The organism is Kribbella sp. NPDC004875 (assembly GCF_042873375.1).
Classification (GTDB): domain Bacteria; phylum Actinomycetota; class Actinomycetes; order Propionibacteriales; family Kribbellaceae; genus Kribbella.
In genome coordinates, this window is record NZ_JBIALI010000001.1 from 516,606 (window position 1) to 539,567 (window position 22,962).

Annotated in this window: 18 protein-coding genes; 9 read left to right on the plus strand and 9 right to left on the minus strand. The window is 68.4% G+C overall.

What is annotated here, in order from left to right:
• Positions 1 to 11: 11 nt before the first annotated feature.
• From ACFYRH_RS02450 to ssd, 3 genes are read right to left on the minus strand one after another with little or no spacing between them, the layout of a single operon-like run.
• Positions 12 to 860, minus strand: a complete 849-nt coding sequence (locus ACFYRH_RS02450) for a type II secretion system F family protein (protein WP_387766845.1) — start codon at positions 858 to 860, stop codon at positions 12 to 14.
• Positions 857 to 2,338 carry a TadA family conjugal transfer-associated ATPase gene (locus ACFYRH_RS02455; protein WP_387766848.1) on the minus strand — a complete coding sequence of 494 codons (1,482 nt, stop codon included), beginning with the start codon at positions 2,336 to 2,338 and terminating at the stop codon, positions 857 to 859. Before ACFYRH_RS02455 ends, ACFYRH_RS02450 begins: the two co-directional genes overlap by 4 nt.
• Entirely contained in the window at positions 2,335 to 3,438 is a 1,104-nt protein-coding gene (gene ssd / locus ACFYRH_RS02460; RefSeq protein WP_387766851.1) for a septum site-determining protein Ssd, read from the minus strand. The genes ACFYRH_RS02455 and ssd overlap by 4 nt, the downstream gene beginning before the upstream one ends.
• 205 nt (positions 3,439 to 3,643) lie before the next feature.
• On the opposite strand from ssd, the gene ACFYRH_RS02465 reads away from it, so the two are divergent.
• Together ACFYRH_RS02465 and ACFYRH_RS02470 are read left to right on the plus strand one after the other, a co-directional pair.
• Positions 3,644 to 5,380, plus strand: a complete 1,737-nt coding sequence (locus tag ACFYRH_RS02465) for a glycosyl hydrolase family 18 protein (RefSeq protein ID WP_387766854.1) — start codon at positions 3,644 to 3,646, stop codon at positions 5,378 to 5,380.
• Positions 5,381 to 5,408: 28 nt separating this feature from the next.
• Positions 5,409 to 6,950 (plus strand): cellulose binding domain-containing protein, encoded by a 1,542-nt coding sequence (locus ACFYRH_RS02470; protein ID WP_387766857.1) that lies wholly within the window; start codon positions 5,409 to 5,411, stop codon positions 6,948 to 6,950.
• A 36-nt stretch (positions 6,951 to 6,986) separates the two neighbouring features.
• Here ACFYRH_RS02470 and ACFYRH_RS02475 read toward each other — a convergent pair whose 3' ends face one another.
• Together ACFYRH_RS02475 and ACFYRH_RS02480 are read right to left on the minus strand one after the other, a co-directional pair.
• Entirely contained in the window at positions 6,987 to 7,760 is a 774-nt protein-coding gene (locus ACFYRH_RS02475) for a hypothetical protein (protein WP_387766860.1), read from the minus strand.
• Positions 7,761 to 7,848: 88 nt separating this feature from the next.
• Entirely contained in the window at positions 7,849 to 8,736 is an 888-nt protein-coding gene (locus ACFYRH_RS02480) for a LysR family transcriptional regulator (protein ID WP_387766862.1), read from the minus strand.
• A 71-nt stretch (positions 8,737 to 8,807) separates the two neighbouring features.
• On the opposite strand from ACFYRH_RS02480, the gene ACFYRH_RS02485 reads away from it, so the two are divergent.
• Positions 8,808 to 10,019 (plus strand): MFS transporter, encoded by a 1,212-nt coding sequence (locus ACFYRH_RS02485; protein WP_387766865.1) that lies wholly within the window; start codon positions 8,808 to 8,810, stop codon positions 10,017 to 10,019.
• Between the two features lie 4 nt (positions 10,020 to 10,023).
• Positions 10,024 to 10,473 carry an aminoacyl-tRNA deacylase gene (locus ACFYRH_RS02490; RefSeq protein ID WP_387766868.1) on the plus strand — a complete coding sequence of 150 codons (450 nt, stop codon included), beginning with the start codon at positions 10,024 to 10,026 and terminating at the stop codon, positions 10,471 to 10,473.
• Here the strand turns inward: ACFYRH_RS02490 and ACFYRH_RS02495 are convergent.
• Together ACFYRH_RS02495 and ACFYRH_RS02500 are read right to left on the minus strand one after the other, a co-directional pair.
• The gene (locus tag ACFYRH_RS02495) at positions 10,470 to 11,372 is read right to left on the minus strand and encodes a helix-turn-helix domain-containing protein (RefSeq protein WP_387766871.1); all 903 of its coding nucleotides are present in this window, start codon (positions 11,370 to 11,372) and stop codon (positions 10,470 to 10,472) included. The genes ACFYRH_RS02490 and ACFYRH_RS02495 overlap by 4 nt on opposite strands.
• 2 nt (positions 11,373 to 11,374) lie before the next feature.
• Positions 11,375 to 13,054 (minus strand): chitinase, encoded by a 1,680-nt coding sequence (locus ACFYRH_RS02500; RefSeq protein WP_387766874.1) that lies wholly within the window; start codon positions 13,052 to 13,054, stop codon positions 11,375 to 11,377.
• Positions 13,055 to 13,462: 408 nt separating this feature from the next.
• Between ACFYRH_RS02500 and ACFYRH_RS02505 the strand changes: the two genes are divergently transcribed.
• Positions 13,463 to 14,272, plus strand: coding sequence for an HAD family hydrolase (locus ACFYRH_RS02505; RefSeq protein WP_387766877.1), 810 nt, complete (start codon positions 13,463 to 13,465; stop codon positions 14,270 to 14,272).
• A 314-nt stretch (positions 14,273 to 14,586) separates the two neighbouring features.
• On the opposite strand, the gene ACFYRH_RS02510 is transcribed toward ACFYRH_RS02505, so the two are convergent.
• The gene (locus ACFYRH_RS02510) at positions 14,587 to 15,366 is read right to left on the minus strand and encodes a cell filamentation protein Fic (protein WP_387766880.1); all 780 of its coding nucleotides are present in this window, start codon (positions 15,364 to 15,366) and stop codon (positions 14,587 to 14,589) included.
• A gap of 90 nt (positions 15,367 to 15,456) precedes the next feature.
• Between ACFYRH_RS02510 and ACFYRH_RS02515 the strand changes: the two genes are divergently transcribed.
• The 4 genes from ACFYRH_RS02515 to ACFYRH_RS02530 all read left to right on the plus strand — a co-directional run bounded on the left by ACFYRH_RS02515 (position 15,457) and on the right by ACFYRH_RS02530 (position 21,435).
• Positions 15,457 to 17,562 carry a CDP-glycerol glycerophosphotransferase family protein gene (locus ACFYRH_RS02515; protein WP_387766883.1) on the plus strand — a complete coding sequence of 702 codons (2,106 nt, stop codon included), beginning with the start codon at positions 15,457 to 15,459 and terminating at the stop codon, positions 17,560 to 17,562.
• Positions 17,563 to 17,691: 129 nt separating this feature from the next.
• Complete coding sequence (gene argS / locus ACFYRH_RS02520) at positions 17,692 to 19,365, plus strand: arginine--tRNA ligase (RefSeq protein ID WP_387771686.1); 1,674 nt, start codon at positions 17,692 to 17,694, stop codon at positions 19,363 to 19,365.
• Positions 19,366 to 19,382: 17 nt separating this feature from the next.
• A complete protein-coding gene (locus ACFYRH_RS02525) occupies positions 19,383 to 20,414 on the plus strand; it encodes an alpha/beta hydrolase-fold protein (protein ID WP_387766886.1) in 1,032 nt (343 codons plus the stop codon).
• Positions 20,415 to 20,454: 40 nt separating this feature from the next.
• Complete coding sequence (locus tag ACFYRH_RS02530; RefSeq protein ID WP_387766889.1) at positions 20,455 to 21,435, plus strand: GNAT family N-acetyltransferase; 981 nt, start codon at positions 20,455 to 20,457, stop codon at positions 21,433 to 21,435.
• On the opposite strand, the gene ACFYRH_RS02535 is transcribed toward ACFYRH_RS02530, so the two are convergent.
• A complete protein-coding gene (locus tag ACFYRH_RS02535; protein WP_387766892.1) occupies positions 21,424 to 22,911 on the minus strand; it encodes an MFS transporter in 1,488 nt (495 codons plus the stop codon). The genes ACFYRH_RS02530 and ACFYRH_RS02535 overlap by 12 nt on opposite strands.
• Positions 22,912 to 22,962 lie beyond the last annotated feature (51 nt).

Here is a 22,962-nt window from a genome sequence, read left to right on the forward strand (position 1 = left end):
GAAGACCTTGCTCAGGTTGGGGGTTTGGCGAGGTGGGTGGTCCAGTGGAGGCCGGCTGTGGTCAGGGCCAGGCCGACGGCCAGGCAGAGCCAGCCGGGTGGGGTGGCGGTCAGGAACGTGACTGGGTCTGCGCCTAGGGAGTAGCCGAGGGCTATGCCGAAGGCGGGGAGGATCGCCAGGAGTCGGGCGGTGGAGCGGGCGCCGGCGAGGCTGGATTCGGTTTGGCGGCGGATGGCTTCGTCGGCTCGGAGGGAGTCGGCCAGGCGTTCGGTGATGGTGGCGAAGGCGGCGCCGGATTGTTCGGTGACTCGCCAGGCTGCGGCTAGGGCGCGGAGGCTGGAGGCGCCTGGAGCGGTTGATGCTCGGGTCAGGGCAGCGGGGACGTCGGCGCCGAGGTTGGCTGCGGCGTGGGCTACTTCGAGGTCTGGGCTGATGGAGGCGGCGCCTTCGAGGGCGGCGATGGGTGGGCGGCCGGCAGAGAGGTCTGCGGCTAGGACGTCGAGGGCTTCGATGATTTGGGCTCGGCGGGCGGTGGTGGACTTCTGGTGTTGGTGGTGGGTTCGTTGGTTTGCGATGAGCGCTAGGACGGTGGCTGTTGCGAGGGTTGCGACGAGGGCTTGGGGGCCTAGTGCGGCGGTGGCTAAGGCGGTTGGTGGGGCCAGGAGCCAGATGCGAGTTCGTTGGGGGCGCCAGCGTCTGCGGGTTGGTTCGGCCTGGTCGAGGTTGCGGTCGGTTCGTTGGTTGCGGGTTAGCCGGCGGGTGCGGGTTGGTTGCAGGCGGTGGAGGCCTGGGGAGCGCGGTGGGAGGGCGAGGGTGCAGGTGATGAGGGCGAGGATCGCGGCGAGGAAGGCGGGGCTCATGGAGCACCGCTCGCGGGCGTGAGTGGTGCGGGAGCGGGCCGTGCGTTCGTGGCAGACGTGGATATGTGCGGCGTGGGCGAAGCATGGGAAGGTGGCGCGGGTGGAGTAGGAGTGAGCGACGCGGGCGTACCGGGAGCAGCGAGCGCGGGCGGAGTGCGGGTGGGCGAACCTGGCGTGGGTGATGTAGGCGGGTCGGCCGTGACTAGCGAGGATTGGGCCGAGGCGGCGGTGGGTGCCGAGGCGGCGGTGGGTGCCGAGGCGGCGGTGGGTGCCGAGGTGGTGGTGGGTGCCGAGGTGGCGGTGGGTGGGTGTGGGTGCGAGGGGGTGGGTGGGCGGGTGAAGAGGTGCGCGGGTGGGTGGAGGGTGAGGGTGTCGTTGGGGTGGAAGGTGACGGCGGGGTGGGTGGTTAGGGGGCCGGTGGGGGATCTGGTGAAGGTATGGATTTCTGATATTCGGCGGTGGCCCGTGGGGGTTCGGGTCAGGTGGATCACGGCGTGGAGGGCGGAGGCTGCTTGGCTGTGGATGGCTTGGGGGGATTGGCCGGCGAGGGCGCCGAGGGCTTCCAGACGGGCTGGGACGTCGGCGGCGGAGTTGGCGTGGATGGTGCCGCAGCCGCCCTCATGGCCGGTGTTGAGGGCGGTGAGGAGGTCGATTACTTCGGCGCCGCGGACCTCGCCGACGACCAGGCGGTCGGGGCGCATGCGGAGGGCCTGACGGACTAGATCCCGGAGGGAGATTTCGCCGGTGCCTTCGACGTTCGGTGGGCGGGCTTCCAGGCGGACCACATGCGGATGGTCGGGGCGGAGTTCGTTGGCGTCTTCGACCAGGACCAGGCGTTCGGACGGGTTCGCCAGGGACAGGAGGGAGTTGAGAAGGGTGGTCTTGCCGGTTCCGGTGCCGCCGCTGATCAGGAACGCCAGGCGTGAGTCGAGGAGGTCTTGGAGGATGGCGGCGCCGGGTTTCGGGAGGGCGCCGGCGGTGACGAGGTCGTCGAGGGTGAAGACCTTGCGCGACGGGACGCGGAGCGACAGGCAGGTGCCTGGCGCGGCGATGGGTGCCAGTACGGCGTGGAAGCGGGTGCCGTCGGCGAGGCGTACATCGACGTACGGAGTGGAGTCGTCCAGGCGGCGGCCGGCCGCGGCGGCCAGGCGGGTGGCGAGGCGGCGGATGGCGGGCTCGTCGCCGGTGCGGATGGCGACGAACTCGAGGCCGTGGCCGCGATCGATGTAGACCTCGTCGGGGCCGTTGACCAGGATGTCCGTGACACCGGGCTCGGCGAGCAGGCTGTCGAGCGGACCGGCACCGAGGGCTTCGCGGCGGAGGGCGGTGACGACGGCCAGAACCATCGCGTCGCCGCAGATGGTGCCGTCGGCGCGTAGGGCTGCCGCGACGTGAACCGGCGTTGGCGCGGCGCCCGTGAGGGCCAGGGTTCCGCGGACGCGATCGAGCAGGTCGGCGGGAACGACCGTGCTGCTCATGCGATCACCGAATGCGCGAGAGCGGATGGGGCGGCCGAGTCGATCAGGTCGAACAGGTCCAGGAGGGTGGTGGCCGCACGCGTCAACGGACTTCTGGGATGCGGGACGAAGTGGCCTTGATCCATCGCCCGAGGGAGCGTGCGTTCGGTGCCGACCTTTGTTGCTATGGGCAATGCGAGGTGCGATGCGACATCGGCGGCCGAGAGACCGGGGCGGGACTCGCGGAGGACGACCTGCAGGTCGCCGGCAACGGAACGGAGCGGACCGGAGAGGCGTTTCGCGGCGGCGACCGAGCGGACGTCGCACGGGACGACGAGGAGGGTGGCGGTGGAGCGGATGAAGCCTTCCTCGACGGTGGGATCGGCATGCCGGGGTAGGTCGAGGACGACGAGGTCGTTGCTGCGTTGGGCGGCGCCGATGACCGAGCTCATGGTGTCGGGCGGCAGCACGGTGACGTCGGACTGGTCCCAGGACAGGACGGCCAGGCCGTCGATCGAAGGGAGTGCTGAGCGCAACGCGGATGCGCTGATCCGTCCTGAGGCGTTCAGGAGTTTGGGCCAGCGGTCGCCGGCGTCGTGCTCGATACCGAGGGCGAGCTCGATGCCGCCGCCGAGTGGGTCACCGTCGATCAGCATCGTCCGGAATCCGCGGCGGTTGCCGAAGACGGCCACTGCCGCCGCGAGCGTGGTGGACCCTGCTCCCCCGCAGCCGCCGACGAACGCCAGCGTCACGGCGGTGCGCGTCGAACCGTCCAACGCATCGGCCAACTTGCCCGCGAGCAAGGTCTCGTCATCAGGCAGGCGGCAGACGGCATCCGCTCCGACGTCGAACGCGCAGCGATAGAGATCGTCGCCGTCCAGCGCCGAGCCGACCACGACGACGCCAGGCCGCTGGGCGGGCTGGATGCGGGCCAGAGGCTCGGCAAGGTCGCGACCGACGACCACCAGCGGACAGGTGTGCCAACTGCGCCGGAGGCCGAGCAGGTCGGGCTCGACCAGCGGAGTGATCGACGCGGCCGCGGCCAGCCTGAGCAGGTCGTCGAGGAGCGCCTCGTTAGTAGTTGCCATGAGCACCGATGGGGTTGCTGAGTTCGTGTCCATGCCTAGAACATGCCGTTGTTCGGCCAGTTCTGAGCAGGCGACCGGATCGCCTGTGGACAAAGGGCTGTCGGGTTTCCGTCAGCAGCGGGAATCCGCCACAACGAGGCCGCGACCAACCCGCCGGAAACGGCTACGGTTCCTTTCGAAGCGTCTTTAACTAAATTTCACCGGACCGCTTCCGTCCCATCGCTCCGGAGGAACTCTGATGAGTCGATTGCGCACGCTCACCGCCACCGCCGCCGTCGCGGCCACCGCCCTGATCACCGCCGCCGGCGTCTCGCTCGCGAGCCCGGACGCCACCGCGGCCACCGCAGCCAACGCAGCCACCTCGGCGCCACAGGCGACCAGCGGTGGCGTCAAGACGGCGTACTTCACCCAATGGGGGATCTACGCCAACGCCTTCTACCCGAAGAACATGGTCACCACCGGTGTCGCCGGCAAGCTGGACTTCCTGAACTACGCCTTCGCGAACATCGACCCGACCAACCACACCTGCTTCATGGCGAACAAGGCCGCGTCGCAGGACGAGAACAACCCGAGCGCCGGCGACGGCGCCGGTGACGCGTTCGCCGACTACGGCAAGTCGTACGGCGCCGACATCAGCGTCGACGGGGTGGGTGACGTCTGGAACCAGCCGATCCAGGGGAACTTCAACCAGCTGAAGAAGCTCAAGGCGAAGGCCCCGAACCTGAAGATCCTGATATCGATCGGGGGCTGGACGTACTCGAAGTACTTCTCCGACGCCGCCTCGACCGACGCCAAGCGCAAGGCCTTCGTGAGCTCCTGCGTGAACATGTTCCTCAAGGGCGATCTCCCGGTGATCGACGGCTTCGGCGGTCCTGGCTCGGCGGCCGGCATCTTCGACGGTGTCGACATCGACTGGGAGTACCCGGGCTCGCCGAACGGTCACGTCGGCAACCACTACAGCGCCGCCGACAAGCAGAACTTCACGCTGCTGCTGGCCGAGTTCCGCGCGCAGCTCGATGCCTACGGCAGCCAGACCGGCAAGAAGTACTACTTGACCGCCGCGACCCCGGCGGGTCAGGACAAGATCGCGACGATCGAGACGAACAAGGTCGGGCAGTACCTCGACTACAACAACGTGATGACGTACGACATGCACGGTGGCTGGGAAGCTACCGGGCCGACGAACTTCCAGGACCCGCTGTACACGGCGCCGAACGACCCGAGCAGCCCGATCCCACCGGGTCAGGGGAAGTACTCGATCGACTCCGCGGTGAAGGCGTGGACGACCGGCGACTCGGCGTACGGCATCCCCGGCGGGTTCCCCGCGAACAAGCTGAGTATCGGATATCCCTTCTACTACAGGGGATGGAAGGGTGTTCCGGCCACGGACAACGGTAAGTACCAGACCGCGACCGGACCGGCCGACGGACACGCGATGAGCGGCAATGTGCCCGGAGTGTCGTTCTACAAGGAGCTGACCGGCTTCGTGGACAGCCCGTCCGCGACGCACTTCGACGACGTCACCAAGTCGTCGTGGTTCTACAGCAACGGCACCTTCTGGTCCGGTGACAACGCGCAGTCGATCAAAGCGAGGGCCGACTACCAGCACTGCCACGGACTGGCCGGCGCGATGATGTATTCGCTCGAGGCGCTCGACCCGAACGTCACCCTCTTCAACAACGTGGTCGACGCGGTCAATGCCGACACGGCAGGGTGCAGCGCCCCTCCCACGACGCCTCCCACGACGCCGCCGACGACACCGCCCACCACGCCCCCGACTACGCCTCCCACCACCCCGCCCACGACTCCCCCGACGACCCCACCGGGTACGGCGGCTCCGTGGGCCCCGAACACGGCGTACGCGACCGGTGCGCTCGTGACCTACAACGGCGTCACCTACAAGTGCATCCAGGGCCACACCTCCCTGACCGGTTGGGAGCCGCCGAACGTCCCCGCACTCTGGGGCCGGGTCTGATCAAGTACCGCCCACTGATCGGAGCATCATGAAACGCATCTCCCTGGCGATCGCCGCCATCACCGCGGTGGTCGTCGCCCTCCTGACCGCACAGACGGCCAGCGCGGCAGGCGTCTCTGCCACCTTCACCAAAGTGTCCGACTGGGGCAGTGGCTTCGAGGGCAAGGTGACCGTCACCAACGGCACCACCAGCTCTCTCAGCACTTGGTCGGTCTCCCTGGACTTCCCGTCCGGATACACCGTCACCAGCTCCTGGGACGCCAACCACACCAGCAGCGGACAGACGCACACATTCACCCCGCCGAGCTGGGCCGGCCCACTGGCGCCCGGAGCGACCGTCACATTCGGCTTCAACGGCAGCCCCGGCAACTTCGCCGGGATCGCCTCCTGCCGATTGAACGGCGGCTCCTGCTCCGGCGGCGGTGGCGGCACCGTCCCCGGTGCACCAACAGGTCTGTCCGGTACGGCGTCCGCGTCGTCGGTGAACCTCACGTGGTCGGCTCCGTCCGGTGCAACCAGCTACAACGTCTACCGCAACGGCGCGAAGGTGGGCAGCCCGACCGGTACGTCGTACATCGACTCCGGCCTCACCGCGAACACGTCGTACAGCTATCAGGTCAGCGCCTCCAACAGTGCGGGTGAAGGCGCGAAGAGCACCAGCATCTCGGTCAAGACCGGCACGGGTGGTGGCAGCACCGGCAGCAAGCAGGCCGCTCCGTACCTGTACATGGGCTGGGGCGACCCGCCGAACCCCACGACCGTGATGAACGCGACCGGGATCAAGTGGTTCACGATGGCGTTCGTCCTCTCGTCCGGTGGCTGCAACCCCGCCTGGGACGGCAGCCGCCCGCTACAGGGTGGCGCGGACGCCAACGCGATCAACGCGATCCGGGCGGCCGGTGGCGACATCGTCCCGTCGTTCGGCGGCTGGAGCGGCAACAAGCTCGGCCCGAACTGCAGTACGCCGGAGGCTCTCGCCGGCGCGTACCAGCAGGTGATCGACGCCTACAACCTGAAGGCGATCGACATCGACATCGAGAACTCCGACGAGTTCGAGAACGAGGCCGTGCAGGACCGGATCCTGACCGCGCTGAAGATCGTCAAGCAGAACAACGCCGGCATCCAGACGATCGTCACCTTCGGTACGTCGACCACCGGGCCGACGTACTACGGCAACCGGCTGATCGACCGGTCGAAGGAGCTCGGCGCGAACATCGACGTGTTCACGCTGATGCCGTTCGACTTCGGCAGCTCGAACATCTACAACGACACGGTCGGCGCTTCCACCGGTCTGAACGCCAAGCTGAAGAGCACGTTCGGCTGGACCACCGCGGAGGCGTACGCGCACCAGGGCATCTCCGGCATGAACGGTCTGTCCGACCAGCAGGAGATGACCACGACCGCGACGTGGCAGAACATCACCAACTGGGCCAAGACCAACGGGCTCGGCAGACTGGCGTTCTGGTCGGTGAACCGCGACCGTGGTTGCGCCGGTGGCGGCGTGGTCTCGAACTGCTCCGGGATTGCCCAGGGCGACTGGGACTTCACCCGCATCACGGCTGGATTCTGAACAACCAGATACGGCTGAGCGCGGCGAGCGCCGCGCTCAGCCGGCCTTGATGGCGTCGATGATCAGGCCGTTGCGGGCGTTCTGCCCAAGCGTGACCGACGGGTGCAGGCCGTCGCGGAGATAGCGGGCCAGCCGGTTCGGGCTGGAGGCCAGGTGCTCGGCCCAGTGCACGATCCGCAGGTTGTCGTAGCGCCGCTGCGCCTCGGCGAGCTGCAGGTTGATCCAGGCACTGTTGCGCTGGTCGGAGACCTTGACGTCCGCGCCGTGCGCCGTCCGCGCTGCCTGGACGTTGACCCAGTAGACCGTCCGCTCCTCGCCGACGATCTGCATCGTGCGGTCGACCTGGGCCGCAACCGCCGGCGGCGTGAAGATGTCGTTCGAGCCGACCGACATCAGGATTCGGTGCGGCAGGCCGTACTCCTGCGCCCAGGTGTCCAGCGCGTCCACGGCAGGTGTCACCGGGCGACCGGCCCAGTTGTGCACGGCGATGCTGATGCCCAGCTTCGACAGTTGCCTGGCCAGCGCCGGTCCGTCCTGAACGCCGATGCTGTCGCCGAACATGAAGACGCCGTCGGTCTCCCGGGTACGGCGGATCTGTGCCTCGTTCGAGATCGCCCGGGCCTGCCGCTCCCAGGCGCCGAGTACGCCGGATCCGTAGTTGCCCAGCGAGCCCGAGCCATCGGTGATGGCCTGCGTGGAGCCCGGGACCGCCTCGGCCGCAGTGGCCGCAACCGTCGACGCAGCAGCCGCCGTCCCGGCTGCGAACAGCAGCCGCCGACTCGGCCGGAACGAACCCAGACGCTTCCTCACGCAGGAAAGAGTGCGGTGGAAAGCCCTCTCACTGCAAGTCGACACCGGGAAAATTGGACGAACGCTGCGGAACTGAGTGTCACGGCAGTCAGCTGGACGTCACCGGCCGAGAACGGACAAATGTCCGGAACCGCTCGCCGGCGGGCGTCAACGCCGTACCCAATCGCCACGACATCCCGATCTCCCGCCGAGCCTGTACGCCGGCCAGCGGCACGGACACCGCCCCACTGTCGGTCCCACGGACCGCGCCGGCCGGCAGGATCGCCACACCGAGCCCAGCGCCGACCATGCTGTCGATCGTCGCGAGGTCGGTCGCCTCGAACGCCAACTGGGGACTGAACCCGGCCGCCGCGCACAACTGGTCCGTCACGCGCCGGAAGCCGAAGCCGGGCTGCAGGCCGACAAAGGCCTCGTCTCGCGCCGCCTCCAGCTCCACCCGGTGACGCGCCGCCAGCGGGTGGCCGGGCGGCACGTGCAGGCACAGCCGCTGCCGCTCGAGCAGGTGCCAACCGAAGCGGGACGGGTCCGGGCGCGGCGCGATGATCGCGATCTCCGCCTCACCGGTCTCGAGGTCCTGGACGATGTCGTGCGCAGGCTCCTGCCGCAGCGCGAACTCGACGTGCGGTGCCACCGCCCGGAACGCCTTCAGGAGGTCGGGCATCAGGCTGGTGGCGACCGAATGCAGGAACGCGAGCCGCACCGTCCCGGACTCCGGGTCGAGCAGCGCGTCGACCCGGCGCTGCGCGGTGTCCACCGCCGCCGTCGCAGCGCGGGCCGCCTCCAGGACGACACGGCCGTACGGATTCAGCCGTACGCCGCGACGCTCGCGCTCGAACAGCGGCACTCCGAATGCCCGCTCGACGCGCTGCAGCGAGCGGGACAAGTTGGGCTGACTGGTCCCCAGCGCCGCGGCCGCCTCGGTCAGGTGCTCGGTCTCCGCCAGGACGGCGAACCACCGCAGATCCTCGACATGCATACTGAAATCGTATCGATTTCTGCTGAGATCGACATTTTACGTATCGCTCCAGGCGTGCGACCGTCGAAGACATGCACCAGGCCGTCGCTCGCCAGACCGGGTACCTTCCCGGAGATCCGGAGTACCGCAAGCTGTCTGTCGCGCTGTTCGCGGCCGGACTGGCGACGTTCGCGCTGCTCTACAGCACGCAGCCGCTGCTGCCCGAGCTCGTCGATGCCTTCCATGTCTCCCCGAGCCAGAGCGCGTTCAGCGTGTCGTTCGCCACCTTCGGCCTCGGTCTGGCGCTGCTGGTCGCCGGTCCGGCGTCCGAGAAACTCGGCCGAACCAATCTGATGCGTTGGTCGGTCGCGGCGACCTCTCTCTTCGCACTGCTCAGTGCCTTCGCGCCGACCTGGCACTTACTACTTGCTCTGCGCGGTCTGCAGGGCATTGCGATGGCCGGGCTCCCCGCGGTCGCGATGGCGTACCTGCGGGAGGAGGTGCACCAGACCAGCCACGCCCGAGCCAGCGGGCTCTACATCGCCGGTACGGCGGTTGGCGGTATGGCGGGCCGTCTGATCGCAGGAGGACTGTCGGACGTCGGCGGCTGGCGTTTCGCGACCGGGGGGATCGCGGTGGTCGGCGTATTGTGCGCGGCTGTCGTCTGGCTGCTGCTCCCGGCCTCGCGGAACTTCTATCCGAACGCCGCTCGGCCCCGCGACCTCTTCCGCGTACTGAAAGATCCAGCACTGCTCGCACTCTACGGAATCGCGGCGACAGCCGTGGGCGCCTTCGTGGCGGTCTACAACGGAGCCGTCTTCCGGCTGTCAGGTTCGCCGTACGAGCTGAGTGCTGGAGCCGCCGGGCTGGTGTTCTGCGTCTATCTCCTCGGGTCAGTCGGGTCAGCGACGGCGGGGACGCTGGCGGACCGGTACGGGCGGCGCGCCGTCGTTCCGGTTGGCTGTCTGATCACGCTGGCTGGTGTGGCGATAACGCTGGCCACCCCGCTGCCGTTCATCGTGCTTGGGCTCGCTGTGATGACCGCGGGGTTCTTCGCGGTCCATGGAGTAGCCAGCGGGTGGGTGCCGGCTCGGGCACACGCGAGCGGCGTCGGGACCGGACAGGCGTCCAGCATGTACCTGTTCGCGTTCTACCTCGGCTCCTCCGTCTTCGGCGGCCTGGCAGGTACGGCGTGGAGCCGCGCAGCGTGGACGGGCGTCGCGGGAGAGGCTGGGGTGCTGTTCGTCGTGACGCTCGTCCTCGCCGTACTGCTCAAGAACGTTCCCAGCAAGGTGCAAAACTAGCCAGGTGACGAAAGCTACCGATGCGGCCGATCGGCTGGGCCTGAGCTACGAGGTGACCAGGCACGGCCGGGTGAACTCTCTGGAGGAGGCCGCGGCGGCGCGAGGTATCGAGCCGGCGCGGTTGATCAAGACGATCGTCGTCCGGCTGTCCGACGACGACTACCGCTTCGTGCTGGTCCCGGGTGACCGGGAGATCGCGTGGCCGAAGCTGCGGGCGCTGCTCGGGGTGAACCGGATCTCGATGCCGGACAAGGACACGGCGTTCGACGTCACCGGGTACGTGCGCGGGACGATCACGCCGCTGGGCAGCACGCGCGACTGGCCGGTGATCGCGGACGAGCGGATCACCGGCACGATCTCCATCGGCGGCGGCGACCACGGCGTCGGGATCACTGTGGACGCCGAGGCCCTCACGAAGGCACTCGGCGCCACCGTGGCGGATGTGACCGACTAGACCAGTAGGCCTTGTTGACCTGCCCGGAGGCCGGCTTGGAAGCGGGTCGTGGCGTCGAGGGCCTTGAGGATGCGTTGCATGCGGCGCTCGACGGTGCGTTGAGCGACGCCCAAGCGGCGCGCTATGGCCTGGTCCGTCAGTCCGGCCGCGGCCAGTGAGAGCAGCGCCTGGTCGTCGGACGTGAGCGGCCCCTCGGACGCAGCCGGGGTCAGCGGGCTGGCCTGTTGCCACAGCAGGTCGAAGAGGCGTACCAAAGCATCCAGAAGACTGGAAGGGCCGAGCTCGACGACCACGTCAGGAGCTGTTGGCAGCAGAGCGATCCGGCGATCGACCAGCACCAGCTTCAGCGGTACGTCGCGCAGCATCCGGCAACACCCGGTCGACCGAGCAGCAGCCAGGTCACCGGGCTCGGACAGCGACGTCATGTCGTAGATCCGTCGGTACCTCACACCCTGGGCCCGACGCGGCTCCACCAGCATCCGGTCCAGCACGAGTACTTCGTCCTGCGCGCACTGCTGGGCCTGGTAGAACCGCTGCGCGATCGCCTCCGCGCCACGGATGACGGTGAAGGCATCCGGCTGCCGGAACTCCGCACTCAGCGCGGCAGCACCCAGCCGCGCCTCCACGATCGCCGACTGCTTCCGAAGCGCGAGCAGCTCGACCGCAGCCTCCGGTACTGCGGGCAGATAGCGAGCCGGACGGCCTGGCGTCCGGGACGCCAGGCCGAGGGACAGTAACGACCTGAGGTGCCGGCCGACGCGGTTCGCCGGCCAGTCGACGAAGGACGCCAGATCGGTCGCAGTGGATTCGGGGCGGGCCAGAAGCGCCCGGTAGAGCTGCTCGTCCTCCGAGCAGACACCGAGCGCCTCCAGCACCGGAGCCGGTCGATAGCTGTGCATGATCAGGGCAATGAGTGGACGTGACCGCCCACCTGGGAAGCGAACTGATTGCCGTTCGTCGCGTCCCAGTTGGTCGACCAGGTCATCGCACCACGCAGCGACGGCCACGGGGAGCTCGGCTTGTAGTTACCGCAGCCGGTGCCCTTGGCCAGGCAGTCCAGTGCGTTGTTCACCACCGTCGGAGAAACGTACCCGCTCCCGGCCGCCTGGGAGGACGCCGGCAGGCCTAGGCCGACCTGGTCGGGACGCAGACCGCCCTGCAGCATGATGCAGGCCTGCGCGGTGATGAAGTCGACCGAACCCTGCGAGTAGACCTGACCGTTGCAGCCGTTCATCGCGCCGGAGTTGTAGTACTGCACATTGACGATGGTCAGGATGTCCTTGATCGCCAGCGCCAGCTTGAAGTACTCCGTCGACGTACTCTGCATGTCGATCGTCTGGGGCGCCATGGTGATCACCAGCCCGCTGCCGAACTGACTCTGCAGGCTCTTCAGCGCCTGCCCCAGGTACTGCGCGTTGACGCCGTTCTCGAGGTCGATGTCGATCCCGTCGAACCCGTACTCGCGCAGGACGGACAGGGCGCTGCTGGCGAAGTTCGACGCGGCCGTCGGGTCTGCGACCGAGATGGTGCCGTTCTGGCCGCCGACGGACAGGATGACCTTCTTACCGGCCGCCTGCTTCGCCGCGATGTCGGCCTTGAACTGGGCGACCGTGTAGCCGCCCAGACCGGCACTGTCCAGATTGAACGTGATGCCGCCCGGCTTCGACGCGTCGGCGTCCGCGAATGCGACCGCGATCAGGTCGTACGCCGCCGGTACGTCGGCGATCTTCTGCACAGTTGCACCGTTGTTGAAGTTCTGCCAGTACCCGGTGAGCACGTGCGACGGCAAGCTGCTGACCGGCGGGTTGGTGCCGCCGTCTGCCGTGGTGCCCGACACCGCGGCGCCGTACGGCGAGCAGTTGCCGCTCGGGTCACAGGCCCGGACCTTGAACGAATACGTGGTTTGCGGGCTCAGACCGGTCGCGGTCCAGCTGGTCACGTTGCCGACGCTCTGGGCCGTACCGGTACCGCGGACGACGTCGTAGTGGTCAATACCGTTGGCGTCGGACGCGGCCGACCAACTGAGCTTCAGTGAGCTTGAGGTCTGGTCGCCGACCGTCAGACCGGCGGGTGTCGAGGGCGGCGTGGTGTCCTGCGCCCCGCCTGGGCCGTCGAGCACGACGTCATCGACCTGGTACGCCGGGAGCGCGTACCAACTGTTGACGTAGATCGTCACCGACGTCGCCGAGCTGCCCGTGGTGAACGGGACGGTCAACTGGCTCCAGCCGGAACTGGTGGTCCACGTACTCGGGCCACCGTCCACACCGAGGTAGACGTTCGATCCCTTCACCCACGCCGACAGCGTGTACGCCGTATTGGGCCGGACCGCAATCGACTGGGAGCACCGGGCGATGTCACTCGCACTCGGTGTCGCCTCGAGCGCGTACGAGCCGGAGTGTGGCGCGGACGTCGTGACGCCGCCGGCCGGGCACGACCAGCCGGAGAGCGCACCGGACTCGAAGCCGGAATTCGTGACGAGATTGGTCGCCGCGGAGGCGGCGCCGGGGGCCAGGAGGCCCATGAGTACGGCGAGCAGGCTGATGACGACCGCTGCCTGGGGGCGGTATGCAGGCGGTTTCATGCCTTACAACCTGTGACCGAGCGATTACATTGTCAAGACCCTACATAAAGTGGGAACGCTCCCACGGGCAGAAAAACGAGAATCTTTACCAGTCCTTGGCGAACTGGAGGAGGAAAGGCGACGGCCCCCGGCGGGGGGGTGACCGGGGGCCGTCTTCGGCCACGGGCTCGGGGGGAGGAGCCGGGGGCCGTTCAGGAGGCGACAGTCTGCCACTGTCAGAGGGTATGTACCCCCCGAGACCAGGCTCTACACATCTCAGTTCGATTTCGACTGCGAGCGTTTCACCCAAACGCTGGTCCCACCCGATCGGGCGCTTCCAGCCAGTGTCACTGTCACACTGATCAACAGTCTAACGGGAGACCGGCCCATGCAAAAGCCCGGGTCCCCCGGCGTTTCTCCCGGCTGCCTATGCTCGGTCCCATGGCGCACTCCGGAACGGCCCGACCGGCGGCTTTCTTCGATCTGGACAAGACCATTCTGGCGCGCTCCAGCACGCTCGCGTTCTCGCGGCCGTTCTATACCGGCGGGCTGATCAACCGCCGGACCGTGCTGCGCAGTGCGTACGCGCAGTTCGTCTACCTGCTCGGCGGCGCCGACCACGACCAGATGGAGCGGATGCGCGAGTACATCTCGGCGATGTGCACCGGCTGGGACGTCGCGACCGTGAAGACGATCGTCGCCGACACCCTGGACCACATCGTCCGGCCGATGATCCACACCGAGGCCGTCGAGCTGATCGCGCAGCACCATGCGGCCGGCCGGGACGTGGTGATCGTGTCGTCGTCCGGCGCCGAGGTGGTGGAGCCGATCGGCGCGATGCTCGGCGCCGACAAGGTGATCGCCACCAGGATGGTCGTTGCTGACGGCAAGTACACCGGCGAGATCGCGGAGTACGCCTACGGTCCGGCCAAGGTGACCGCGATGAAGGCGCTGGCGGCGACCGAGGGCTACGACCTCGCGAGTTCGTACGGTTACTCCGACTCGATCACCGACGAGCCGTTGCTCGCCGCGGTCGGGCACCCGTTCGCAGTCAATCCGGACAAGGCGTTGCGCAAGATCGCGGTCGAGCGCGGCTGGCCGGTGCTGGAGTTCGCCGAGCCCGCCGAGCGGCCCGTCTTCCCCGCCGTACGCCGGCCCGCGGTGGCTGCCGGTGTGGCTGCCGCGGTGCTCGCCGGCCTCGTCCTCCTGGCCTCCCGCCGACGCTCCCACACCAGCTGAAACCAGCCCCACGACGGCGGCGCCGGTGGGTCAAAGCTGAAGATAGCTTCATTGTTCTCAACTCCATGAAGACACCGCATCCCCTTCCCAGAAAGGGGTTTCAGGAGTACAAAGGAAGGCAACAAAGGATCTTCGGATCCGGTAGAGATTGCACGGCAGCCAGGCACCCACGCGGCGACCAGCCCATCCCAAAGGGGCAGCGCGACCCAGGTTCGACCTGAGGCGGCAGACCGGTGCACGCATGGTAACCAGGATGGCGTGCCAGCGACGGCGTTCTCGTTCGAGAGCGCCGTTCGCATGTCCGGCGGCGGCGATCAGCCGGCGGACACCAGCGGCGAGAGCTCGGCACCTTTTGTCACGACCTCGCAGGATCGCAGCAACCAATCACGGACTCCGGTCAATCCTCGCGCTGCGTAGTCGCTGAGACCGGACGCATAGGTCGCCTGCAACACATAGTGACCGGCCTCGGGAACCGTGACCGCGACCGGGTCGATGCCCCGGGCAACCAAGAGGCAGCGCTCGGCGGCGCGGGCGACGAGACCGTTGGCGGTCGGGAACGGACGGAGTACGGCCAGCTCGGCGTGCACGATCGCCGCGACCACCAGACCGGGCGCCTTGGTCGGGCGGGTGAGGTTCTGGGCTAGCGCGCTCAGTCGCTCCCACATCACGTCGGCGGGCGGCGCCGGCGGCAGACCGGGAATGTCGTCGGGGATGGGCTCGACGGCCGTCCGCAGGTGACCGAGTCCGTCGGCCGGTCCCAGGTCCAGACCGGCCAGCTGGTGCAGTCTGGTCCAGACCTGCACGGGCGCCTTGTCGACCTGTGGTGCGAGCGTCATCAGCTCACCGGTCAGTCGCACCGCGCCGGAGGCGAGCCCGTCGGCGGCACCAAGGCGTACGTCGTCGGGGGTCGCTGTGCTGCCGGCCAGGGCGGCGGAGGCGTGCGCGCCACGCAGCAGCGCCTCGGCCGTCATGTCCGATCCGACCCGGCGCAGCCCCCGGTCCCGGAGCAGTACGTCGACCGCGTCCCGGGCCGCCCGCGCCGCAGACCCGACCCCCTCCAACCCGGCAAGCGGCTCGAACACGTCAGTACTCATGTCCGCAGCCTAAGGCCGTGCCGAGCTACCGCGCCGAGCACCTGCTCGCGACGGCGTGGGATCACCAGACACGGCCTAGGATGACGTGGCATGGCGCTCGGCACCGTCCCCAGGTTCAGCATCGTGGTCCCCTGCCATGGCTCGCGGGCCTGGCTGCGTCCCTGCCTGGACTCGGTGCTCGGCCAGTCGTTCACCGACTTCGAGGTGATCGGGGTGGACGACGCGGACCACGACGGCTCCGGCCGGATCCTGGACGAGTACGCCGCCGCCGACCCGCGGGTCCGGGCGCTGCACCTGGACGAGAACATCGGGCTCGGGCCGACCCGGAACGCCGGGCTGAAGGAATGCCGCGGTGAGTACGTGCTGTTCCTGGACGCCGACGACGTCTGGCTGCCCGGATCCCTGGAGGCGATCGCCACCCGGATCGACAACGCGCGGCAGCCCGACATCGTGATGTTCGACTACGAGCGGATCTTCTGGGACGGCCGGGTGATCGGCAGCCAGCGGCACGACGCGTTCGCGCGCGAGGGCGCCGGGGTGTTCACGGCGGCCGAGCGGCCGATCTTCCTGACCTTCCTCGAGGTGGTCTGGAACAAGGCGTACCGGCGCGCCTTCCTCACCCGCCACGGGTTCGCGTTCACGTCCGGCTTCTACGAGGACGCGCCGTGGACCTACTCGACGATGCTGACCGCCGAGCGGATCGCCACCCTGGACCGGGTCGTCGTGCACTACCGCCAGCACCGGGCCGGCGGCAACATTCACGCCACCAGCGGGCGCCGGCAGTGGGACATCTTCGACCAGTACGACCGGGTGCACGCGTTCGTCCAGTCCGACCCGGAGCTGGCCGGCTGGCGGCGGTTCGTGTTCGACCGCTCCCTGGACCACATCATCGCCGTACTGGCGAAGCCGGAGCGGATCGACCCCGACGACCGGGCCGAGTTCTTCCACGCCGCGCACGCGTTCGCGAAACGGTGGAAGCCCGAGGGCTACACCAGCGACCGGACGGCGCGCGGGTTCAAGCGCTGGCTGCTGATCCACGACGACTACGCGACCTACTCGACACTCAAGCTGAGTGCGCGGATGCTGCAGGCGCCGAGCCCGCGCAAGACTGTCGGCAAACTGCTGCGCCGAGGCAAGCTCGACCCGAACCTGGTCGCGTACGCCGCCTGCGGGTTCCAGCAGTACGCCTGCAACCCGCGGGCGATCTTCGAGAAGGCGGCCGAGATCGCGCCGCACCTGCGCGGCGTGTGGGTGGTCGACAACGAGCACCTGGACGTGATCCCGGAGGGTGTCGAGTACGTCGTCGCGGACTCCCCGGCGTACGAGAGGCTGGTCAGCAGGGCGACGTACTTCGTCAGCAACATGAACTGGCCGAAGGACCTGCAGAAGCGGGAGGGCCAGATCCACCTGCAGACCCAGCACGGGACGCCGCTGAAGACGATCGGCACCGACCTGCGCAAGCAGGCCGGCCAGGAGCTCGACCTCGAGGAGCTGATGCGCGAGGTCGACCGCTGGGACTTCAACCTGTCCTCCAACCGGTACTCCTCGGAGATCTGGGAGCGCACCTACCCGGCGTACTTCGAGGAGCTCGAGTACGGCTACCCGCGGAACGACCGCCTGCTCACCGCGAGCCTCGAGGACGTCCGCGCGATCCGGGCCAGGCTCGGGTACGACGACTCGCACCTGGTGATCCTCTACGCGCCGGAGGACGAAGCACGACTCGACCGCGACAAGCTGGCGCAGGCGGCCGGCGGGCAGGCCCGCGTCCTGGTGCGTCCGGGCGATTCCCCCGAGACCCGGCAGCCGCGGATCGAGGACCTGATGCTGGCGGCCGACGTACTGGTCTCGGACCACTCGTCCATCACGTTCGATTACGCGAACCTGGACCGGCCGATCATCCTGCATCTGCAGGACAAGGCGGTCGACACGTACTTCGACGTCGCCGAGTTCCCGCCCGGTGTCGTGGCCGGGTCCGCCGGCGAGCTGTTCACCACGTTGCGGAGCGGCGCGTTCGCCTCACCGGAGGCAGCCAAGCACCGGCATCTGTTCCGCGAGCGGTTCTGCGAGTTCGACGACGGGCGGGCAGCCGAGCGAGTGGTACGACGGGTCCTCCTCGGCGAGACCGACGTCCCGTCGATCGTGCCGCTCGCGAACCGGGCCCCGGCACCGTCGGCGTACTTCGTGCATAATGGCTGACATGTCGATCAGCCTGAAGCCGTCACACGCCCTTCGCGTGCGCTTCAGCCTGCGACGACGACGCACTGTCTGAACACCTCAGCCTGTTCCAGTCGCGTCTGTCTGAAGGACCCTGCCATGTCCGCAGTTCTGCCTGTCCTGTCCACCCGGCTCTCCGCCGCCGCCGAGGCCGCGTTCGGCACGCCCTACGACCCTGAGCTGCGGTCGGCGACGAAGCCCGAGTTCGGCCACTTCCAGAGCAATCTCGCCTTGCGGATCGGGAACGCGGCCGGTCTGCCGCCGCGGGAGGTCGCGGCCCGTCTCGTCGAGGCACTGGAGATCGACGACCTGTGCGAGAGACCCGAGATCGCCGGGCCCGGGTTCATCAACCTGACGCTGCTGCCGTCCACGCTGACGAACGCGGTGAACGAGCCGGAGACCTTCGGCAGCAACGGTCTGCGGGTCGTCGTCGACTACTCGCAGCCGAACGTCGCGAAGCAGATGCACGTCGGCCACCTCCGGTCGACCGTGATCGGCGACGCACTCTGCAACGTCCTGAGCTACGTCGGGTACGACGTGATCCGGCAGAACCACGTCGGCGACTGGGGCACGCAGTACGGGATGATGATCGAGCAACTGCTCGCGGAGGGTACCGCGGCGCAATCCCTTGATCTGGAGGGATTGCAGCGGCTCTACGAGCGGAGCCGGAAGCATTTCGATGCCGATGGCACCTTTGCGGACCAGGCCCGGCTCCGGGTCGTCGCGCTGCAGTCGGGTGATCCGGAGACGCGGGCGATCTGGCGGCACATGGTCGACGTGTCGATGGACGACTTCGAGAAGGTGTACGCACTGCTCGGGTCGAAACTCACCCGGCAGGACGTGGTCGGTGAGAGTGCGTACAACGACGACCTGCCGCGGGTCGTGGCCGAGCTGGATTCGCAAGGTCTGCTGACCGAGTCCGACGGTGCGATGTGTGCGTTCCTCCCCGGCTACCTCGGCCGGGACGGCGATCCGCTGCCGGTGATCGTGCGGAAGTCCGACGGCGGATTCGGTTACAGCGCAACGGATCTGGCCGCCGTACGGCACCGGGTGAGCACGCTGCACGCCGACCGGATCGTGTACGTCGTCGACCATCGGCAGGCGCTGCACTTCGACATGATCTTCACGCTCGCGCGGACCGCCGGCTGGCTGCCCGCCACGACTCCGGCGGAGCACGTCTCGTTCGGCACTGTTCTCGGACCGAACGGAAAGCCCTTCAAAACAAGAGAAGGCGGCACGGTCAAGCTGGTCGACCTGCTCAGCAGCGCGGTCTCGCGGGCCGACGCGCTGCTGGACGGGCGGGATGGTGTCGACCGGAACGCCACGGCCAAGGCAGTAGGCATCGGCGCGGTCAAGTACGCCGATCTGTCGAGCGACCGGGGTAACGACTACGTCTTCGACCTGGACCGGATGGTCGCGATGACTGGCAACACCGGACCGTACCTCCAGTACGCGCATGCCCGGCTCACCAGGCTCCTGTCCAAGGCCGGCGGCGCCGCCGGTGAGGTGACCGAGCTGAGGGACCCCGCCGAACAGCGGCTGGCCTTCCTTCTCACTGGCTTCGCTGCCACCGTCCAGCAGGTCGCGGACACTCTTCAGCCGCACCGACTCTGCACCTACCTGTACGACGTCGCGTCAGCCCTGAGTGTCTTCTACGAGCAGTGCCCGGTGCTGAGCAGCGAAGGCGCGACCAGAGCAAGCCGCGTCGCCCTCTGCACGGCAACCCGCAAGGTGTTGCAGGATGGACTCGGCCTGCTGGGCATCGAGGCCCCCGACGCGATGTGACTCACCTGGAGGTACGGATGCTGCCGTGGTCGGCCGAGTTCAAGGGGCGCCTGGACCAGACGACGTACACCAGTGAGTTGTTGCGCGGGAACCCGCTGGGCGATCCACATGAGCGCCCGGTCCTGGTCTACCTGCCGCCGAGGTACGACGACTCGGACGAGCGCTACCCGTCGATCTACGTCACGATGGGCTACACCGGGCACGTCGGGATGTGGTTCAACCGGACACCGTTCCGGCAGCCGTACCCGGAGCTCCTGGACGCGATGTTCGCCGACGAGGGCGTGCCGCGGGCGGTCGTGGTGTTCGTCGACTCCTGGACGAGGTACGGCGGGAGCCAGTGCCTGGACTCCCCCGGGACCGGGCAGTACCAGTCGTACCTCTGCGACGAGATCGTGCCGTGGGTCGACGCGACGTACCGGACCATCGCGGATCGGGACCATCGCGCCGTCACCGGCAAGTCGAGTGGTGGGTACACGGCGATGGTGACGCCGTTGCTGCGGCCCGACGTCTTCGGGGCGCTCGCGACGCACGCCGGTGACGCGCTCTTCGACGTCTGCTACCGGCCGGAGTTCCCCGAGCGCGCCCGGACGCTGCGAGACAAGTACGACGGGAGCTACGAGAAGTACTTCGACGTGCTCGCGACCCGCACCGGCCGGACGACCAACGAGGATCTGCACCTGCTCGAGATGTACGGCTACGCGTCGGCGTACTCCGCGGAGCCCGACGGGACCGTTCTGCTGCCGTTCGACGACCTGGGCGCGATCGTCCCGGAGATCTGGGCACGCTGGCTGTCCCGCGACCCGGTCGAGATGGTGAAACAGGAGCAGTACGCCGCGGCGCTGCGCTCGCTGCGCGCGGTGTGGATCGACGCGGGGCGGCAGGACGAGTACTACCTCGATCTCGGCGCGACCGCGTTCCACCGGGCCGCGCGCGACGCCGGTCTGCCGGACGGGCGGATCCATTTCGAGCTGTTCGAGGGCACGCACGGCGGGATCGAGTACCGATACCCGATGGCGGTGCGCTGGCTCGCCGAGCAACTCAGCGGGTAATTGGCATGCTGTGGACCGATGGACGTCGTACCTTCGAGCCATGAACTGGCCGGAGGGAATCGAGGCGCGCCCGATCGACAAGGGTGACGTCGAGGCGTGGGCGGCACTACTGGCTGCCAAGGAGAAGGTCGACCAGGACGGCGAGAACTTCGACGTCGAGGACCTCGCCGAGCAACTGGATCGCCCGAACCTCGATCTGGCCAGGAACAGCATCGGCCTGTGGTCCGGCGACCGCCTGATCGGCTACGGCATCGTGCACGTCAGGACCGCGGTCGTGGACGTGGACCGGGTCAACACCGAGGGCACCATCGACCCGGAGTGGCGCCGGCAGGGACTCGGCACAGCGCTGATGCGCTGGCTGATCGGTCGCGCCGGCGAGCTGCACACCGCCACGCACCCGGACTCCCCTGGTCTGGTCGCGGCCGGCGTGGGCAGCACCAACGTCGGCGCGAACCAACTGCTGCGCGACCTGGGCTTCGAGGAGGCGCGCTACTTCTTCGACATGCGCCGGCCGCTCGACCAGCCGGTTCCGAACGCGCCGGTGCCCGACGGACTCAAGCTCAGGTCGTACGACACGTCCTACGAGGAGGCGCTGCGGCAGGCCCACTACGAGGCCTTCTCCGACCACTGGGGCTGGTCGCCACCCACCCCGGACGAGTGGCGATCCCGGAACGTCGGGTCACGCGCGTTCCGCGGCGCGCAGTCGTACTACGTCCTCGACGGCGACACCGTCGCGGCGTACGCCAACGGTTACGAGTGGGAGGCCGACACCGAGGCGACCGGGATTCGGGAGCTCTATATCGGGCAGGTCGGCACCCGCCGGGCCTACCGTGGCCGCGGGCTGGCCCGTGCGGCCCTGGCGAAGCTGCTCGCCAAGGCCGCAGAGGCGGGGTACCTTCGGGCTTCGCTCGGCGTCGACGCCGACAACCCGACCGGAGCCCTCGGTCTGTACGAGGGCCTCGGCTTCGTCACTCACCAGAAGTTCATCAGCTACCAGCTGCCGATCACGTCAGACGTGTGAGTCCACCACGGCCGGGGCCTCGACCGCCTCGACCGGCTTGAGTGTCGGGCGGAACCAGGTCCACGGGCGGACGGTGAGCGTGATGAGCGCCAGGCACACCGCGGCGTAGACCAGAGCTCCGACGAACGCGCCGTGGACGCCGTCGACCAGCACCTCGCGGGTCACGGTCGAGGTCGAGTTGCGGCTCGCCGTACCGAAGATCGTGACCAGGATGCCGAGGCCGAGCGCCCCGCCGACCTGCTGGACCACGTTCAGCATGCCGGACGCGGCACCCGAGTCCTCCGGTGCGACACCGGAGATCGCGCGGCCGACGAGCGGGATGAAGATCATCCCGGCACCCGCACCGAACAGCAGCAGTGGACCGACGACGTCGTGCAGGTAGGTGCTGTGCGAGTCGAGCCGAGTCAGCCAGATCGTGCCGAGCGTGACCAGCGTCGAACCGGCGAGCAAGAGCTTGCCGCCGTCGATCCGGGCGACCAGCTTCGGCACGATCCGTGACGCGGTGAACAGCAGACCGGTCATCGGCAGGAACGCCAGGCCGGCCGTCAGCGGGCTCAGCGCCAGCACACCCTGCAGGTACTGCGTCAGGAAGAAGAACATCCCGAACATCGTGCCGACGATGAGCAGCATGGTGACGTACGACGCCGACCGGCTGGCGGACCGGAACAGCCGCAGCGGAACGATCGGGTGGCTGACCCGGCGCTCGATCAGGACGAACGACACCAGCAGGACGACGCCCATCGCGAACGCGGTCAGCACCTCGGCCGACGACCAGCCCACCTCGGCGACCCGGATGAACCCGTAGACCAGCGACGTGATGCCGAGGGTCGAGGTGAGCGCGCCGGCCACGTCGAACCGGCCGGTCTCCCGCTCGGTCTCGGTCAGCACGCGACGGGCCGCGAAGACCAGCGCGATACCGATCGGGACGTTGATGAACAGACCCCAGCGCCAGGACACCCAGTCGGTGAGCATGCCGCCGAGCACCAGACCGACGCTGCCACCACCGGACGAGACCAGGCTGTAGTAACCGAGCGCCTTCATCCGCTCGGGTCCTTCGCGGTAGGTGAGCATCAGCAGCGTCAGGGCCGCCGGCGCCGCGATGGCACCACCGATGCCTTGCAGGACCCGGGCGGCGAGCAGGAGCTCGGCGTTCGGGGCGAGGCCGCCGAGCAGCGAGGCGAGCGTGAAGATGCTGACACCGGTGACGAAGACCCGGCGGCGGCCGAGCAGGTCACCGGCGCGGGCGCCGAGCAGGAGCAGACCACCGAACGCGAGCGCGTAGGCGTTCTGCACCCACGACAGGCTGGACGGGCTGAAGTGCAGGGCCTGCTGGATGTGCGGCATCGCGATGTTCACCACGGTGCCGTCGAGGATGACCATCAACTGGGTGACCAGGATGACCGCGAGAACTACCCCCGGCCGCCGCGCGGGCGTGCCGGTTCCGGCACCTGCCGGGCCTGAGGATGTTGCCGACATATTGCTCCTTACCCCAAGGGGGCTACAGTTGTGAGAGAAAAGCGGAGCGCT

Coding starts and splice junctions, on each gene's coding strand:
- ACFYRH_RS02450 (WP_387766845.1), bottom strand. CDS start 860: ATGAGCCCCGCCTTCCTCGCCGCGATCCTCGCCCTCATCACCTGCACC.
- ACFYRH_RS02455 (WP_387766848.1), bottom strand. CDS start 2,338: ATGAGCAGCACGGTCGTTCCCGCCGACCTGCTCGATCGCGTCCGCGGA.
- ssd (WP_387766851.1), bottom strand. CDS start 3,438: ATGGACACGAACTCAGCAACCCCATCGGTGCTCATGGCAACTACTAAC.
- ACFYRH_RS02465 (WP_387766854.1), top strand. CDS start 3,644: ATGAGTCGATTGCGCACGCTCACCGCCACCGCCGCCGTCGCGGCCACC.
- ACFYRH_RS02470 (WP_387766857.1), top strand. CDS start 5,409: ATGAAACGCATCTCCCTGGCGATCGCCGCCATCACCGCGGTGGTCGTC.
- ACFYRH_RS02480 (WP_387766862.1), bottom strand. CDS start 8,736: ATGCATGTCGAGGATCTGCGGTGGTTCGCCGTCCTGGCGGAGACCGAG.
- ACFYRH_RS02485 (WP_387766865.1), top strand. CDS start 8,808: ATGCACCAGGCCGTCGCTCGCCAGACCGGGTACCTTCCCGGAGATCCG.
- ACFYRH_RS02495 (WP_387766871.1), bottom strand. CDS start 11,372: ATGCACAGCTATCGACCGGCTCCGGTGCTGGAGGCGCTCGGTGTCTGC.
- ACFYRH_RS02500 (WP_387766874.1), bottom strand. CDS start 13,054: ATGAAACCGCCTGCATACCGCCCCCAGGCAGCGGTCGTCATCAGCCTG.
- ACFYRH_RS02505 (WP_387766877.1), top strand. CDS start 13,463: ATGCTCGGTCCCATGGCGCACTCCGGAACGGCCCGACCGGCGGCTTTC.
- ACFYRH_RS02510 (WP_387766880.1), bottom strand. CDS start 15,366: ATGAGTACTGACGTGTTCGAGCCGCTTGCCGGGTTGGAGGGGGTCGGG.
- ACFYRH_RS02515 (WP_387766883.1), top strand. CDS start 15,457: ATGGCGCTCGGCACCGTCCCCAGGTTCAGCATCGTGGTCCCCTGCCAT.
- ACFYRH_RS02525 (WP_387766886.1), top strand. CDS start 19,383: ATGCTGCCGTGGTCGGCCGAGTTCAAGGGGCGCCTGGACCAGACGACG.
- ACFYRH_RS02530 (WP_387766889.1), top strand. CDS start 20,455: ATGAACTGGCCGGAGGGAATCGAGGCGCGCCCGATCGACAAGGGTGAC.
- ACFYRH_RS02535 (WP_387766892.1), bottom strand. CDS start 22,911: ATGTCGGCAACATCCTCAGGCCCGGCAGGTGCCGGAACCGGCACGCCC.